This is a genomic window from Sphingopyxis sp. LC81 (assembly GCF_000756375.1).
GTDB lineage: Bacteria > Pseudomonadota > Alphaproteobacteria > Sphingomonadales > Sphingomonadaceae > Sphingopyxis.
Map to the genome: position 1 here is coordinate 89,780 of NZ_JNFD01000028.1, position 15,579 is coordinate 105,358.

A 15,579-nucleotide genomic window follows, 5' to 3' on the forward strand; every position below is an offset into this window, starting at 1 on the left:
ATGTTGGCGAAAGTACCGCGTGGCGGGGGCTTGTGCGGACGACTCGATATGTTTACAGTGACAACATGATGGCAAGCAAAGATAACAGTGTCAACATAAAAAGCGACGGCGCGAAGGCGGCGGGCGCTTATCATCATGGCGACCTGCGCGCGGCGGTGATCGCGGCGGGGCTGAAGCGGCTGGAGGAAGGCGACAGCGCCGAACTCGGCCTACGCGCGCTGGCGCGCGACGTCGGGGTGAGCGCGACGGCGCTTTACCGGCACTTCCCCGACAAGGAGGCGCTGCTCGACGCGCTCGCCGACGAGGGGTTGCGGCGGCTCGGGGCGCTTCAGGCCCAGGCGTGGCTGAAAGCGGGGGGCGCGGTTGCGGGCTTCAAGGCGACCGGCATTGCCTATGTCCGCTTCGCCCACGACGAGCCGGCGCTGTTTCGGCTGAGCTTCACGCGCCAGATGTCCGAACGCTGTCCCGACGGCAGCAACGACGGCGGCGACGTTGCATATAATCTGCTCCGCGCCGGGGTCGGCGAGGCGCTGCCCGGCGTCGAAGACCCCGATACCGCGGCGCTCCACGCGTGGGCGCTGGTGCATGGCCTCGCGATGCTGATCCTCGACCGGCGCATCGAATGGGACGAGGCGAAGGTCGCCGAAGTGGTCGGGCTGACCTTTGGCGGGGTCGGCTGAAGGGTCGCGAGATATATTGGCGCGACCGGGCGCAGACACAGTCGGCATAATTTAGCGGTTTCTTTTCTTGTTTTTGGTTATCTGGCCGCATGACCCGATCGCTGCCCCCCAGAGTCGAAGCGATCTTTTGGCTCCTTCTGACCGCAACGGGATATTTCCTGCTGGCCAGCCTGTCGCTGTATGCGACGAAGGGAGCAGACAATATCGCTGCGGTGTGGCCGCCCAGCGGATATTTCCTTGCCCTTCTCCTGATGATGCCCGCGCGCGGGCGGATCGCGTCCTTCACCGGCATGGCGGTGTCCAGCATGGTCGCAAACATGCTCGGCGGCACGGCGTTCGCGATGTCGGCGGCCTTCGTTCTCGCCAATGCCGTCGAGGCTGCCGTCGCGCTGTGGCTGTTGCGTCGGCGCGAACCGGCCGAGCTATCTTTTACGACGCCGCGCGATGTTGTGCGTTTCTGCGGCGCCGCGCTGGCTGCAAGTTTCGTCGGCGCGGGAATAGCGACACTATTTGCCGGCACGGGCTTCGATTTTTTCCTGTCCTGGCTGACGACGGTCGCGCTCGGCATATTGATTGTCACGCCGCCGATTGTCATGCTCGCGCGGCTCATCGTGTCGAATGCGTTCAGCAATGCGCCGGCCGGCATGAAAACCGAAGCGACGGCGATATTGACGGGTGCCGCCGCGATCACGGCTATCTGTTTTTCGCAATCGCAGTTTCCGGTCAATTTCCTGCCCTATGTGGCGGTCATTGTCGCATCCTACCGCTTAGGGCCTTTTGGCGCCGCCGCCGGCATATTGATTGTCACGATCATCGCTTCGTTGCTGACAGCTCAGGGTTTTGGCCCGATCGCGGCCATCGACGGTGAACCGAAGGTCAAGATATTCTTCCTGCAATTCTACCTGCTGTCGATGCTGGTCGTCGCGCTGCCGCTCGCCGCGTTGCTCGTTGTGCAGCGGCGGCTTTCGAGACGGCTCGAGCAAAGCAACCGCTGGCTGCTCCAAGCCGAGGCCGCGGCGCTGGTCGGGCATTGGCGCGTCGACTTGGTCCATTGGACGATCACCTGGTCGGACCAAAGCTATCGCATCCACGGGTTGGAGCCCGGTATGCCGGTCGACGTCAACTATAGCGTCAAACAATATGTGGCCGAGGACCGGTTGGCGGTGCGCAAGATTTTGGCGGAGGCCGTGCGGACCGGCCAGCCTTTCGAATTTCAGGGACGGATATTGCGCGCCGACGGCAAGATCCGGCATGTCAAATCGCACGGCTCGATCGAAATGGGGCGCGGAGGCAAGGCGGCCGCGATTTTCGGCACAGTCCAGGACGTGAGTGAGACGGTCGAGAATGCCCGGATCCTCGAGGCCGCGCGCAGCGCCGCTGAACGCGTCGCCAACACCGATATGCTCACCGGGCTGCCCAACCGCCGCCATACGCTCGCGTTTCTCGAAAAGGCACTGACCGGCGCGCGCGACCATGGTGCGCCGCTCGCCGTCGCGATTTTCGATATCGACCATTTCAAGCGGATCAACGACGCGCATGGTCATGTGGTCGGTGACGATGTGATCCGCCGCGTCGCCCAGCGCGCCAAGGCGGCGCTTCGCGACGCGGACATGCTCGGCCGCATCGGCGGCGAGGAGTTCGTCTGCATCCTCCAGCGATCGAGCGCGCAGGCCGCCGAAATCGTTGCCGAGCGCGTCCGCAAGGCGGTCGAGACCGGGACCGCCGCTGAAGACGATCTCCCGAACGCGACGATCAGCGTCGGCCTCGCGATCTATGACGGCGAGGCTGATATCGAGGAACTGCTTCACCGCGCCGACAAGGCGCTCTATGTCGCCAAGCGCGAAGGACGGAACCGGCTACGCAGCGCGGCGTGACATGATCGAGTGCCGGCTAACGACCGGAAGTTGCCGCTATCCCTTCTTACTTCGCCATTCCCGCGAAAGCGGGGCATGGCAGCTCACCACCCCAAACACCCGTTGCGCTTTGGCGTCGACGGTTTTGCTGATAGGCTCGGCATCGGTCACGGGCAGGGAAGGTCGCATCATGGAATCGGACGAAGCAATGATGGCGCGGCGGGTGCTGCTCGCGGGCGCGATCGGGACGCTCGCGTTGATCCACGCGCCGTGGGCGGTAGCGAAGCTGCCGAAGAGCGGGGTGAAGGGACTGATCGCGGGTGCATCCGATGGCGCGCTCGACAAGCTCGCAGAGCCCGGCGCCTTTTATCGCGATACCGCAGTGCGCATCCTGCTGCCCGGTGCGGGCGGAAAGCTCGCCTCGAAACTCTTTGGCATGGGCGACAAGCTGGGGCTCACGACCAATCTGACCAAAAGCCTGAACGACGCGGGCGGCAAGGCCGCGGGCGAGGCGAAGCCGGTGTTTCGCGCCGCGATCGACAATCTGCGCTGGACCGACGCACCGGGGCTGGTGACGCAGAACGACGGCGCGACGCGTTATCTCCAGTCGAGCGCGGGCAGCGTGCTATTTACCAAGGTGACGCCTCTGATCGGATCGGCGCTGGAGAATGTCGGCGCCTATCGCCAGCTTGACCAGCTGTCGAAGGGCAATCAACTGATGGCGTCGGCCGGGCTGACGCGCGACGGTCTGACACGGTCGGTGACCGAACAGGCGCTCAAAGGCATCTTTCATTATATGGCAGGTGAAGAGGCAGCGCTGCGCCGGAACCCCGCGAACCTCCTGAAAGGTATTTTCTAGGATCTCAATCGGGTGCTCCCGTTGACACCGTGCCCCCCAAATCCTATATCCCCGGCATACCCCTTCGTCCGAGATAGAGCCTGACTTTGCGCAGCGGGCTGTACGGATAGGGCGGCGGGGATTTCGACAGCGTTGAAAAGCTGCGGTAAACCGGCAACGGTTGGCCTGCGGCTTTTTTCGCGTCGATGCGCTCGCGACCTGATTTTTCTTAAGGCGAGACAATCACTTATGGCGACCAAGGCGAAGTCGGTGGGCAAGGCCCTCGAAGCAACCGCAAGCAAGCGAATCCGTAAGCTGTTCGGCAACATCCACGAAGCGGTGGACATGCCCAACCTCATCGAGGTGCAGCGCGAATCCTATGAACAATTCCTGCGGTCCGACCCCTCGGTCGGCTATGTTTCGGGCCTCGAAAAAACGCTGCGCAGCGTGTTCCCGATCCGCGATTTCGCCGGCACCGCCGAGCTCGACTTCGTCCATTACGAACTCGAAGCGCCGAAGTATGACGTCGAGGAATGCCGTCAGCGCGGCATCACCTATGCGGCGCCGATGAAGGTCACGCTCCGCCTGATCGTCTTTGAAGTCGACAGCGAAACCGACACCCGTTCGGTCCTTGATATCAAGGAGCAGGACGTTTACATGGGCGACATGCCGCTCATGACCGAGAACGGCACCTTCTTCGTCAACGGCACCGAGCGCGTTATCGTGTCGCAGATGCACCGTTCGCCGGGTGTGCTCTTCGACCATGACCGCGGCAAGACCCACTCGTCGGGCAAGTTCCTGTTCGCCGCGCGCGTGATCCCGTATCGCGGTTCGTGGCTCGACTTCGAATTCGACGCCAAGGACATCGTCAACGTCCGTATCGACCGCAAGCGCAAGCTGCCGGTCACCAGCCTGCTCTACGCGCTGGGCATGTCGGGCGAGGAAATCCTCAACCACTTCTATGACCGCCTGGTCTTCGAGCGCGCCGAAAACGGCTGGCGCGTGCCCTTCATGGTCGAGAACTGGCGCGGTGCGAAGCCGGCGTTCGACGTCGTCGACGCCAAGACCGGCGAAGTCGTCTTCGCCGCCGGCCACAAGATCAGCCCGCGCCTTGCCAACAAGGCGGCGAAGGACGGTCTCGACACGCTGCTGATCCCGACCGAGGAAATCTTCGGCCGCTACAGCGCCTATGACCTCATCAACGAGTCGACCGGCGAGATCTACATCGAAGCCGGCGACGAAGTGAGCGCCGACAATCTCGAGAAGATCGACGGGGCCGGTATCGACAAGCTCGTCCTGCTCGACATCGACCACAACAACACCGGTCCCTGGATCCGCAACACGCTGAAGGCCGACAAGGCCGAAGACCGCGACCAGGCGCTTTCGGACATCTACCGCGTCATGCGTCCCGGCGAACCGCCGACGCGCGAAACCGCGGAAGCGCTGTTCGGCGGCCTGTTCTTCGACGCCGAGCGCTACGATCTGTCGGCCGTCGGCCGCGTGAAATTGAACATGCGCCTTGGCCTCGACGCCGAGGACACGGTCACCACGCTGCGCAGCGAGGACATCCTCGCCGTCGTCAAGGAACTGGTGAACCTGAAGGACGGCAAGGGCGAAATCGACGATATCGACAACCTCGGTAACCGTCGTGTCCGTTCGGTCGGCGAGCTGCTCGAAAACCAGTATCGCGTCGGCCTGCTCCGCATGGAGCGCGCGGTGAAGGAGCGCATGAGCTCGGTCGACGTGTCGACCGTGATGCCGAACGACCTGATCAACGCGAAGCCGGCTGTCGCCGCGGTGCGCGAATTCTTCGGTTCGTCGCAGCTCAGCCAGTTCATGGACCAGACCAACCCGCTGTCGGAAGTGACGCACAAGCGCCGCGTGTCGGCGCTCGGGCCGGGCGGTCTGACGCGCGAACGCGCGGGCTTCGAAGTCCGCGACGTTCACCCGACCCACTATGGCCGCATCTGCCCGATCGAAACGCCCGAAGGCCCGAACATCGGTCTGATCAACTCGCTCGCAACCTTTGCGCGCGTCAACAAATATGGCTTCATCGAAACCCCGTACCGCCGCATCGTCGACGGCAAGGTGACGAACGACGTTGTCTATCTGTCGGCGATGGAAGAGCAGAAGCACACGGTTGCGCAGGCGAACGCCGATCTCAACGCCGATGGCAGCTTCATCGACGAACTGATCTCGGCGCGTGAAGCGGGCGAGTTCCTGATGGCCCCGCGCGATCAGATCACGCTGATGGACGTGTCGCCGAAGCAGCTCGTTTCGGTCGCGGCATCGCTCATCCCGTTCCTTGAAAACGATGACGCCAACCGCGCGCTCATGGGTTCGAACATGCAGCGTCAGGCTGTGCCGCTGATCCGGGCCGAGGCTCCGGTCGTCGGCACCGGCATGGAAGAAACGGTTGCGCGCGACTCCGGCGCCGCCATCGCGGCGCGCCGCGGCGGCGTGATCGACCAGGTCGATGCGACGCGTATCGTTATCCGTGCGACCGATATGGTCGAACCCGGCAAGTCGGGCGTCGACATCTATCGCCTGCAGAAGTTCCAGCGTTCGAACCAGAACACCTGCATCAACCAGCGTCCGCTGGTGAAGGTGGGCGAGATCGTCCGCGCGGGCGACATCATCGCCGACGGTCCGTCGACCGAGCTCGGCGAACTGGCGCTCGGCAAGAATGTGCTCGTCGCGTTCATGCCGTGGAACGGCTACAATTATGAGGACTCGATCCTCATCAGCGAACGCATCGTGAAGGACGACGTCTTCACCTCGATCCACATCGAGGAATTCGAAGTCACCGCACGCGACACGCGCCTTGGGCCGGAAGACATTACGCGCGACATCCCGAACGTTGGCGAGGAAGCGCTGCGCAACCTCGACGAAGCGGGCATCGTCTATATCGGCGCCGAAGTCGGCCCGGGCGACATTCTGGCCGGCAAGATCACCCCCAAGGGTGAATCGCCGATGACGCCGGAAGAAAAGCTGCTGCGCGCGATCTTCGGTGAAAAGGCCAGCGACGTGCGCGACACCTCGCTTCGCCTGCCGCCGGGCGTGTCGGGCACGGTCGTCGAAGTCCGCGTCTTCAACCGTCACGGTATCGACAAGGACGAACGCGCGATCGCGATCGAACGCGAAGAGATCGAACGTCTGAAGCAGGACGCCGACGACGAACGCGCGATCCTCAACCGTGCGACCTTCTCGAGCCTCAAGGAACTGCTCATCGGTCAGGCGACCAGCGCGGTGCCGAAGGGCCTGAAGAAGGGCGACGTCGTCACCGAAGAGATGCTCGTCGATCTCGACCGCGCCGACTGGTGGAAGCTGGCCGTTGTCGAAGACAATGCCCAGGCCGCCCTCGAAGCGATCAAGGCGCAGTATGACGACGCGATCAAGCGGATCAGCGCGAAATATGAAGATCGCGTCGAAAAGCTGCAGCGCGGCGACGAACTCGCCCCGGGCGTGCTCAAGATGGTCAAGGTCTTCGTCGCGGTGAAGCGCAAGCTGCAGTCGGGCGACAAGATGGCCGGCCGTCACGGCAACAAGGGCATCATCAGCCGCATCCTGCCGATCGAGGACATGCCGTTCCTCGAAGACGGGACGCACGTCGATTTCGTGCTCAACCCGCTGGGCGTGCCGTCGCGTATGAACGTCGGGCAGATTCTCGAAACGCACCTCGGCTGGGCATCGCGCGGTTTCGGTCGCACGATCACAGCGGCGCTCGAGGATTGGCGCATGGCGAACCCCGATCCCGAGGCGGGCGCCCCGCCCGAGGCGGTGCGCGAGGCGCTGCTTCAGGCCTATGGCGATGAATATGCCGACGAAATCAAGGCGCGCAGCACCGATGAAGTCGTCGAACTCGCCGGAAATCTTTCGGTGGGCGTGCCCTTCGCGACCCCGGTGTTCGACGGCGCGCGCGAAGGCGACGTGTCGGCGATGCTGGAACGCGCCGGTCTCGACCGGTCGGGTCAGGTCGATCTGTACGACGGCCGCACCGGCGACCGGTTCGACCGCAAGGTGACGGTTGGATATATGTATATCCTGAAGCTGCATCACCTGGTCGACGACAAGATCCACGCGCGTTCGATCGGGCCGTACTCGCTCGTCACTCAGCAGCCGCTGGGCGGTAAGGCGCAGTTCGGTGGCCAGCGCTTCGGTGAAATGGAAGTGTGGGCGCTGCAGGCTTATGGCGCGGCGTACACGCTTCAGGAAATGCTGACGGTGAAGTCCGATGACGTGATCGGACGCACCAAGGTTTACGAAGCGATCGTCAAGGGCGACGACACCTTCGAGGCCGGCATTCCCGAAAGCTTCAACGTGCTCGTCAAGGAAATGCGCTCGCTGGGCCTCAACGTCGAACTCTCTTCCTATGCGGAAGAAGACCCCGACAACGCCCCGGATGCTCTTCCGGAAGCCGCCGAATAATGATTTTCCTCACCCCCTTCGCCTGCGGCGAGGGGGGAAGAGTGGAGCTTAGAATATGAACCAGCTTACCAACTTCATGAACCCGGTCGCGAAGCCCGAAACCTTCGACATGATCAAGATCGGCATCGCGAGCCCCGAGCGGATCCGCTCGTGGTCGTTCGGCGAGATCAAGAAGCCCGAAACCATCAACTACCGCACGTTCAAGCCCGAGCGTGACGGCCTGTTCTGCGCGCGCATTTTCGGTCCGATCAAGGATTATGAATGCCTGTGCGGCAAGTATAAGCGCATGAAATACAAGGGCATCGTCTGCGAGAAGTGCGGTGTCGAAGTCACGGTGACCAAGGTTCGCCGCGAGCGCATGGGCCATATCGAGCTCGCCGCGCCCGTCGCGCACATCTGGTTCCTGAAGTCGCTGCCGTCGCGCATCGGCCTGCTGCTCGACATGCAGCTGAAGCAGCTCGAGCGCGTCCTCTATTTCGAAGCCTATATCGTTCTTGAGCCCGGCCTGACCCCGCTCGAGAAGTTCCAGCTTCTGACCGAAGACGAACTGCTCGACGCGCAGGACGAATATGGCGAAGACGCCTTCTCGGCCGGCATCGGCGCCGAAGCGATCCGCGTGCTCCTCGAAAATCTCGATCTGGAGCAGGAACGCGTCGACCTGATGGAAGATCTCGCGACGACGAAGTCCGAGCTCAAGCCCAAGAAGATCATCAAGCGTCTGAAGGTCGTGGAATCGTTCATCGAATCGGGCAATCGTCCCGAGTGGATGATCCTCGAAGTCGTGCCGGTCATCCCGCCCGAACTGCGCCCGCTGGTGCCGCTCGACGGTGGCCGCTTCGCGACGTCGGATCTGAACGACCTCTATCGCCGCGTGATCAACCGTAACAACCGCCTGAAGCGCCTGATGGAGCTGCGTGCGCCGGACATCATCGTCCGCAACGAAAAGCGCATGCTGCAGGAAGCCGTCGACGCGCTGTTCGACAACGGCCGCCGCGGCCGCACGATCACGGGTGCGAACAAGCGTCCGCTGAAATCGCTGTCCGACATGCTCAAGGGCAAGCAGGGCCGCTTCCGTCAGAACCTGCTCGGCAAGCGCGTCGACTATTCGGGCCGTTCGGTCATCGTGACCGGTCCCGAACTCAAGCTGCACCAGTGCGGTCTGCCGAAGAAGATGGCGCTCGAACTGTTCAAGCCGTTCATCTACGCGCGCCTCGACGCCAAGGGTCTGTCGATGACCCTGAAGCAGGCGAAGAAGTGGGTCGAAAAGGAACGCAAGGAAGTCTGGGACATCCTCGACGAAGTCATTCGCGAGCACCCGGTCCTCCTGAACCGCGCCCCGACGCTTCACCGTCTCGGCATTCAGGCGTTCGAGCCCGTGCTGATCGAAGGCAAGGCGATCCAGCTCCACCCGCTGGTCTGCGCCGCGTTTAATGCCGACTTCGACGGTGACCAGATGGCGGTCCACGTGCCGCTGTCGCTGGAAGCCCAGCTCGAAGCGCGCGTGCTGATGATGTCGACGAACAACATCCTCAGCCCGGCGAACGGCAAGCCGATCATCGTTCCGTCGCAGGACATGGTCCTCGGTCTCTATTATCTCTCGCTGGAGCGCGAAGGCGAACCGGGCGAGGGCATGCTGCTCGCCGACATGGCCGAAGTGCATCAGGCGCTGTTCACCGGTTCGGTGACGCTGCACACGAAGGTCATCAGCCGCGTTCCGCAGACCGACGAGCAGGGCAATGAGTATCTCAAGCGCTTTGAGACCACTCCGGGCCGCATGCTGATCGGCGAATGCCTGCCGAAGTCGCACACCGTGCCCTTCGACGTCGTCAACCGCCTTCTCACCAAGAAGGAAATCGGCGACGTGATCGATCAGGTCTATCGTCACACCGGCCAGAAAGAGACCGTGCTGTTCGCCGACGCCATCATGGCGCTGGGCTTCCGCAACGCGTTCAAGGCGGGCATCTCGTTCGGCAAGGATGACATGATCATTCCGGCGTCGAAGGAAGGGATGGTCGACGAAACCCGCGCGCTGGTGAAGGATTTCGAGCAGCAGTATCAGGACGGCCTGATCACGCAGCAGGAAAAGTACAACAAGGCGATCGACGCCTGGTCGCAGTGCGGCGACAAGGTCGCGACCGCGATGATGGACGAAATCCGTGCGACGCCGAAGCTGGAAGACGGCCGTCTGGCCCCGATCAACTCCATCTACATGATGGCGCACTCGGGTGCTCGTGGTTCGCAGGCCCAAATGAAGCAGCTCGCCGGTATGCGCGGCCTGATGGCCAAGCCGTCGGGCGAGATCATCGAAACGCCGATCATCTCGAACTTCAAGGAAGGCCTGACCGTTCTCGAGTATTTCAACTCGACGCACGGTGCGCGTAAGGGTCTGGCCGATACGGCGCTCAAGACGGCGAACTCGGGTTATTTGACTCGCCGTCTGGTCGACGTGTCGCAGGACTGCGTCGTGATCGAGGAAGATTGCGGCACCGAACGCGGCATGGAAATGCGTGCGATCATCCAGGGCGGTTCGACGATCGCTTCGCTGGGCGAACGCATCCTCGGCCGTACCACGCTCGAAGACGTCGTCGACAAGGACGGCAATGTCATCGCGCCGGTGGGCACTTTGCTCGACGAACCGACGACGCAGCGGATCGAAGATGCCGAAGTCCAGTCGGTCAAGATCCGTTCGCCGCTGGTCTGCGAAGCGACGCTGGGTGTGTGCGGCAAATGCTATGGCCGTGACCTTGCCCGCGGTACGCCGGTCAACATCGGTGAAGCTGTTGGCGTTATCGCCGCGCAGTCGATCGGTGAGCCCGGCACGCAGCTGACGATGCGTACGTTCCACATCGGTGGTGCGGCGCAGGTCAACGAGCAGTCGAACGCCGAAGCAATTTCGGACGGTACGATCGAATATCGCGACATGGCGACGATCGTCGACCAGCGCGGCCGCCGTCTGGCGCTGTCGCGTTCGGGCGAAATCGCGATCATCGACGCCGAAGGCCGCGAGCGCGCGACGCACAAGCTGCCCTATGGTGCACAGATCATGCACAAGGACGGCGAGAAGGTGAAGAAGGGCGACCGGATTGCCGAATGGGATCCGTTCACCATGCCGCTGATCACCGAAAAGCAGGGCGTCGTGAAGTATCAGGATCTGGAAGACACCAAGACCCTGATCGAACAGGTCGACGAAGCGACGGGCATCGCCCAGCGCGTCGTGATCGAATATCGCTCGGCGGGCCGCGCCAAGAAGGAAGACCTTCAGCCGCGCCTGACCTTGCTCGACGATCAGTCGGGCGAAGCGGCACGTTACCTGCTCGCGGTCGGCACGATGCTGTCGGTCGAGGACGGTCAGGAAGTGCAGGCGGGCGACGTTCTGGCGCGTGTCAGCCGCGAAGCGTCGAAGACGCGCGACATCACCGGCGGTCTGCCGCGTGTTGCCGAGCTGTTCGAGGCGCGCATTCCGAAGGACAACAGCGTTATCGCGAAGATCAGCGGCCGCATTGAATTCGTCAAGGATTACAAGGCGAAGCGCAAGATCGCGATCGTTCCGGAAGAAGGCGATTCGATCGAGTACCTCATTCCCAAGTCGAAGGTCCTGGAAGTGCAGGAAGGCGACCAGGTCAAGCGCGGCGACGCGCTGATCAGCGGTTCGCCGAACCCGCACGACATCCTCGACGTCATGGGCGTGGAAGCGCTGGCCGAATATCTCGTCGCGGAAATCCAGGAAGTCTATCGACTGCAGGGCGTGAAGATCAACGACAAGCACATCGAGGTGATCGTTCGCCAGATGCTGCAGAAGGTCGAGATCACCGCTGGTGGCGACACCACGTTGCTGCCGGGCGAACAGCTCGATTATCTGGAGATGATGGAATATAACGCCAAGCTGCCGAAGAATGGCGTTCCCGCGGAGGGCCGTCCGGTCCTTCTCGGCATCACCAAGGCGAGCCTGCAGACGCGCAGCTTCGTTTCGGCGGCGTCCTTCCAGGAGACGACCCGCGTTCTCACCGAGGCTTCGGTGCAGGGCAAGATCGACTCGCTGCAGGGCCTCAAGGAGAATGTCATCGTCGGCCGCCTCATCCCGGCGGGTACCGGCGCTGCTATGAACCGCGTCCGCGTCACCGCCTCGTCGAAGGATGCTGCTCTCCGTGCCGCGATGCGCGCCGCGAACCAGGAGCATCTGATCGCCCCGGCGACCGCTGCCGAAGAGCATGCCGCCGAACTGGCGCAGGGCCCCGAAGCGGCGATCGGCGACGATCCGCTCGGCAAGGTGCAGGGCGAAGACTTCACCACCGACGACGTGATGGTCGAAGAACGCCCCGAAGGCGAAGGCGAGGAATAAGTCCCCCAAACCTTTTGGCTGACAGAAAAGAGCCCCGCCGGAGCGATCCGGCGGGGCTTTTTCTTTGGCAAGCACCGACGTCCACTTAGGGATGGGAAGCCGCCCTTGTGCACCCCGGCGAAAGCCGGGGCCCAGTGCGGAAACACGCTAGGTTCGCGTTAGAATTCTGGACCCTGGCTTTCGCCGGGGCATACATCTCTATCGTCCACAATCGGTCGCTAGCCGACAAATAGATAAGGGCCCACCGGGGTGGCCGGTGAGCCCTTGGTCTTGGGAATATGCGGGCCGGTGCGACTGCGCCTTGAAGGCGTCCGGCCCTTGGCTGTCCTAGGGTGCGAGGATCGCGACGGCGAGGTACAGCAGCAGAGGCAGGCCGAAGCCCAACAGCGTCAGGGCGACAAAGCCGACGCGCGTCCACAAGACGTCGATACCGAACTGGTCCGATATCCCGGCGCACACACCGAAAATCATCCCGTCGCGACGATTCTTGCGAAAACCCTGTTTCATTTCTTTCCTTTCGATCCCGGCCATCAAGCCGGCGTTATTGGCGGGGTACGGGGGCTGGTCAGGCGACCAGCCCACCGAAATGTGCAGCGTTCGGGCCGACAGCGGCCAGGAACATCATCGAGCAGTAAAGCGAGGCAACAGCGGCGATCGCGTAGCTCTTGAACGAGTCGACATTGAAATGGGCCATGATTTTTTCCTTCCTTGAACCTTCCATTCCGGGCCATCCGGTGGATGCCGACACCTTTGCAGGGACCGTGCCAATTTCATTCATTGGCGGTTAAGCGGGGTTTTCGGGTTTGCGACAGATTATTTCTTCGCGAAAAATGCGCCAAGATGGTGAAAATTCCCGCTAGTCGGAAAATATTCAACGGAACCTCGGTTGGCGTTGGACTGGAATCGCGCGAGGGGCTGGGGTAGGCGGACAGGCAGATGACGCTGACCCGCCTTTCGCTGACCGATTTTCGCAATCATGCCGGCGCGGACATGGCGGCCGCCCCCGGGCTTGTCGCGCTGCACGGCGACAATGGCGCGGGCAAGACCAATATATTGGAGGCGATCTCGCTGCTCGCGCCCGGCCGCGGCCTCCGCCGTGCGGCGCTGTCCGATATGGTGCGCGATGGCGCGAGCGGTGGCTTTGCCGTCTTTGCCGAGGTTCAGGTGGGCGCGGACCTGGCACCGGTGGCGCTCGGCACAGGGATCGAGGCCGCGCAGCCGGGGCGGCGGATCGTGCGCATCAACGGCGCGACCGCGGCGGCGACCGCGCTGGGCGACTGGCTGGCGGTGTTGTGGCTGACCCCCGCGATGGACCGGCTGTTCGTCGAGACCGCGGGCAACCGCCGGCGCTTCCTCGACCGGCTCGTGCTGGCGCTCGACCCGCGCCACGCGCAGCACAGCAATCGGTATGAGGCGGCGCTCCGCGCGCGCGGCAAGCTGCTCGCCGATCCCGGGCACGCCGACCAGCAATGGCTGACGAGCCTCGAGGCGCAGCTCGCCGAACATGGCGCGGCGATGGATGCGGCGCGGCAGAATATGCTCGCTGGGCTGTCAGCCGAACTCGCCGAGCAACCCGACGCGCCGTTCGCGCGCCCGCTGCTGACGCTGGTCGACAGCGAAGGCGCGGCGCGGAAGGGGGCGCACGACACGGAGGCGCTCAAAACACTATTTGCCTCTCGCCGCCGTATCGACGCCGCCGCGGGGCGTGCGACCGCCGGGCCGCACCGCGACGATCTGTCATCGGTCCACGCCGCAACGGGCCGCGCCGCGGCACGCTGTTCGACCGGCGAGCAAAAGGCGATGCTGCTCTCGCTCGTCCTCGCGCACAGCGACAGCGTCGCGCGCGCGCGCGGGCAGCGCCCCGTGCTGTTACTCGACGAGGTCGCGGCACATCTCGACCCACTACGCCGCGGCGCGCTCTATGAACGCCTCGCGGGGCAGGGCGGGCAGGCGTGGCTGACGGGAACCGAGGCGGCGCTGTTCGACGACATGCCCGGGCCGGTGACGCGCTTCTGGATTGCGGGCGGGCGAATTGCGGCGGGTTAGAGGATTTCGAGCACCCGGTCCTGCGGGCGGCACAGGCGGACACCCTTGTCGGTCTCGACGATCGGGCGTTCGACATAGGCCGGGTTTGCGGCCATCGCGGCGATGATCGCGTCCTCGCTGGCGTCCTTCAGTCCGCGTTCCTCCGCGTCGGTCCCGCGCAGGCGCAGCGCGTCGCGCGCGGTCAGCCCGGCATCCTGAAGCAGCTGGCGCAGCTTGTCCGCGGTATAGGGGTTTTTGAGATATTCGATCACCGTCAGCGCGACGCCGGGCGTTTCCTGAAGAATCGCCAGCGTCTTGCGCGAGGTGCCGCAAGCGGGGTTGTGCCAGATGGTTGCGTTCATGGCGCGTGTCCTAACGCAGCCTTGCAGCAGCGTAAACTCGCTATTCATGGCATATATGGCACATCTTCCCGCATGAAGGGGAACCATCCGCTTGCCTTTCGCGGCCAACATACGACTTATGGAAAGTCGAAGGACCGTAAAAGGCGGCCAATGCGGGGTTGGGTTGCAAGTGAATGAATTGATCGATCGACGGGCGATGTTGGCAGCGATGGCTGGGGCGGGGGCGATGGCCGCCGTGCCCGCGCGCGCACAACTCCCCAACTGGATTCAGCAGCCGGTGGCGCCTTTGCCGCCGCCGGTCGATTATCTCGCCGTGGCGAAGAAGCAGCTCGCGATGCAGGGGCGCAATATCCCGCAGAGCGACCGCGTCGGCGTCGTCGATTTCGGCCTGCCGTCGTCGCGCCCGCGCTTTGCGCTGGTCGACATGGTCGCGGGCAAGGTCGAGATGTTCCCGGTGACGCACGGACGCGGATCGGACCCGCAGCACGACGGCTGGCTCAAGAATTTCTCGAACCGCGTCGGCAGCCTCGCGACCTCGCGCGGGGCGTACCGCACCAGCGATTATTATTGGGGCGCCAACGGATCGTCGATGCGGCTCGCGGGCCTCGAGCCCGACAATTATTCCGCCGACCAGCGCGCGATCGTCGTGCACGGTGCCTGGTATGCCGACCCGGCGCTGATCGCGACGCAGGGCAAGCTGGGGCGCAGCGAAGGCTGTTTCGTGTTCGGCGAAGAGCTGCTGCCGATGATCCTCTACAAGCTCGGGCCGGGGCGCTTGCTGTTCGCCGACCGGCTGAGCCTGCCGCCGCCGATGCCGGGGCCGTTCGAGTTGCCGCCCTCCGACCCGCTTCCGGGTATGGAGAATCTGCGGCGCGCGAGTTCGATCAGCGGGCCGTTGCCGAAGACGGCGGACTGAGCGCTTCCACCTATCACAGCGCCGTTCCCGTGAAGGCATGACACCGATATGGTCATCCGGCGCGTGGGGGTTCTGAACTCGCGCTCGCAAGCAGGGAAGTCGCAGGTCGCCAAGGTGTTTGGCGACGCTGCTTTCTGA

10 protein-coding genes are annotated in these 15,579 nt (G+C 63.5%); 7 read left to right on the forward strand and 3 right to left on the reverse strand.

Annotated elements, in window-relative coordinates; all coding sequences use genetic code 11:
- The first annotated feature begins 68 nt into the window (after positions 1-68).
- The 5 genes from FG91_RS14345 to rpoC all read left to right on the forward strand — a co-directional run bounded on the left by FG91_RS14345 (position 69) and on the right by rpoC (position 12,138).
- Positions 69-680 carry a TetR/AcrR family transcriptional regulator gene (locus FG91_RS14345; protein ID WP_037516090.1) on the forward strand — a complete coding sequence of 204 codons (612 nt, stop codon included), beginning with the start codon at positions 69-71 and terminating at the stop codon, positions 678-680.
- An 89-nt stretch (positions 681-769) separates the two neighbouring features.
- On the forward strand, positions 770-2,554 hold the full coding sequence (locus FG91_RS14350; RefSeq protein WP_037516093.1) for a sensor domain-containing diguanylate cyclase: 1,785 nt from the start codon (positions 770-772) through the stop codon (positions 2,552-2,554).
- A 169-nt stretch (positions 2,555-2,723) separates the two neighbouring features.
- On the forward strand, positions 2,724-3,392 hold the full coding sequence (locus FG91_RS14355) for a DUF4197 domain-containing protein (RefSeq protein ID WP_037516096.1): 669 nt from the start codon (positions 2,724-2,726) through the stop codon (positions 3,390-3,392).
- Between the two features lie 228 nt (positions 3,393-3,620).
- Positions 3,621-7,799, forward strand: a complete 4,179-nt coding sequence (gene rpoB, locus FG91_RS14360; protein ID WP_037516099.1) for a DNA-directed RNA polymerase subunit beta — start codon at positions 3,621-3,623, stop codon at positions 7,797-7,799.
- A gap of 55 nt (positions 7,800-7,854) precedes the next feature.
- Complete coding sequence (gene rpoC / locus FG91_RS14365) at positions 7,855-12,138, forward strand: DNA-directed RNA polymerase subunit beta' (RefSeq protein WP_037516101.1); 4,284 nt, start codon at positions 7,855-7,857, stop codon at positions 12,136-12,138.
- A 327-nt stretch (positions 12,139-12,465) separates the two neighbouring features.
- Here the strand turns inward: rpoC and FG91_RS14370 are convergent, their stop codons facing one another.
- Both FG91_RS14370 and FG91_RS22510 read right to left on the reverse strand, forming a co-directional pair.
- Positions 12,466-12,645, reverse strand: a complete 180-nt coding sequence (locus FG91_RS14370) for a PspC domain-containing protein (protein ID WP_037516195.1) — start codon at positions 12,643-12,645, stop codon at positions 12,466-12,468.
- A 58-nt stretch (positions 12,646-12,703) separates the two neighbouring features.
- The gene (locus FG91_RS22510) at positions 12,704-12,832 is read right to left on the reverse strand and encodes a hypothetical protein (protein ID WP_268746382.1); all 129 of its coding nucleotides are present in this window, start codon (positions 12,830-12,832) and stop codon (positions 12,704-12,706) included.
- Between the two features lie 242 nt (positions 12,833-13,074).
- Here FG91_RS22510 and recF point away from each other — a divergent pair, with 242 nt between their 5' ends.
- A complete protein-coding gene (gene recF / locus FG91_RS14375; RefSeq protein ID WP_037516103.1) occupies positions 13,075-14,184 on the forward strand; it encodes a DNA replication/repair protein RecF in 1,110 nt (369 codons plus the stop codon).
- On the opposite strand, the gene arsC is transcribed toward recF, so the two are convergent.
- Entirely contained in the window at positions 14,181-14,525 is a 345-nt protein-coding gene (gene arsC, locus FG91_RS14380; protein WP_037516104.1) for an arsenate reductase (glutaredoxin), read from the reverse strand. The two genes, recF and arsC, sit on opposite strands and share 4 nt — an antisense overlap.
- 226 nt (positions 14,526-14,751) lie before the next feature.
- Between arsC and FG91_RS14385 the strand changes: the two genes are divergently transcribed.
- Positions 14,752-15,441, forward strand: coding sequence for a murein L,D-transpeptidase catalytic domain family protein (locus tag FG91_RS14385; protein ID WP_235212050.1), 690 nt, complete (start codon positions 14,752-14,754; stop codon positions 15,439-15,441).
- The last annotated feature ends 138 nt before the right edge of the window (positions 15,442-15,579 follow it).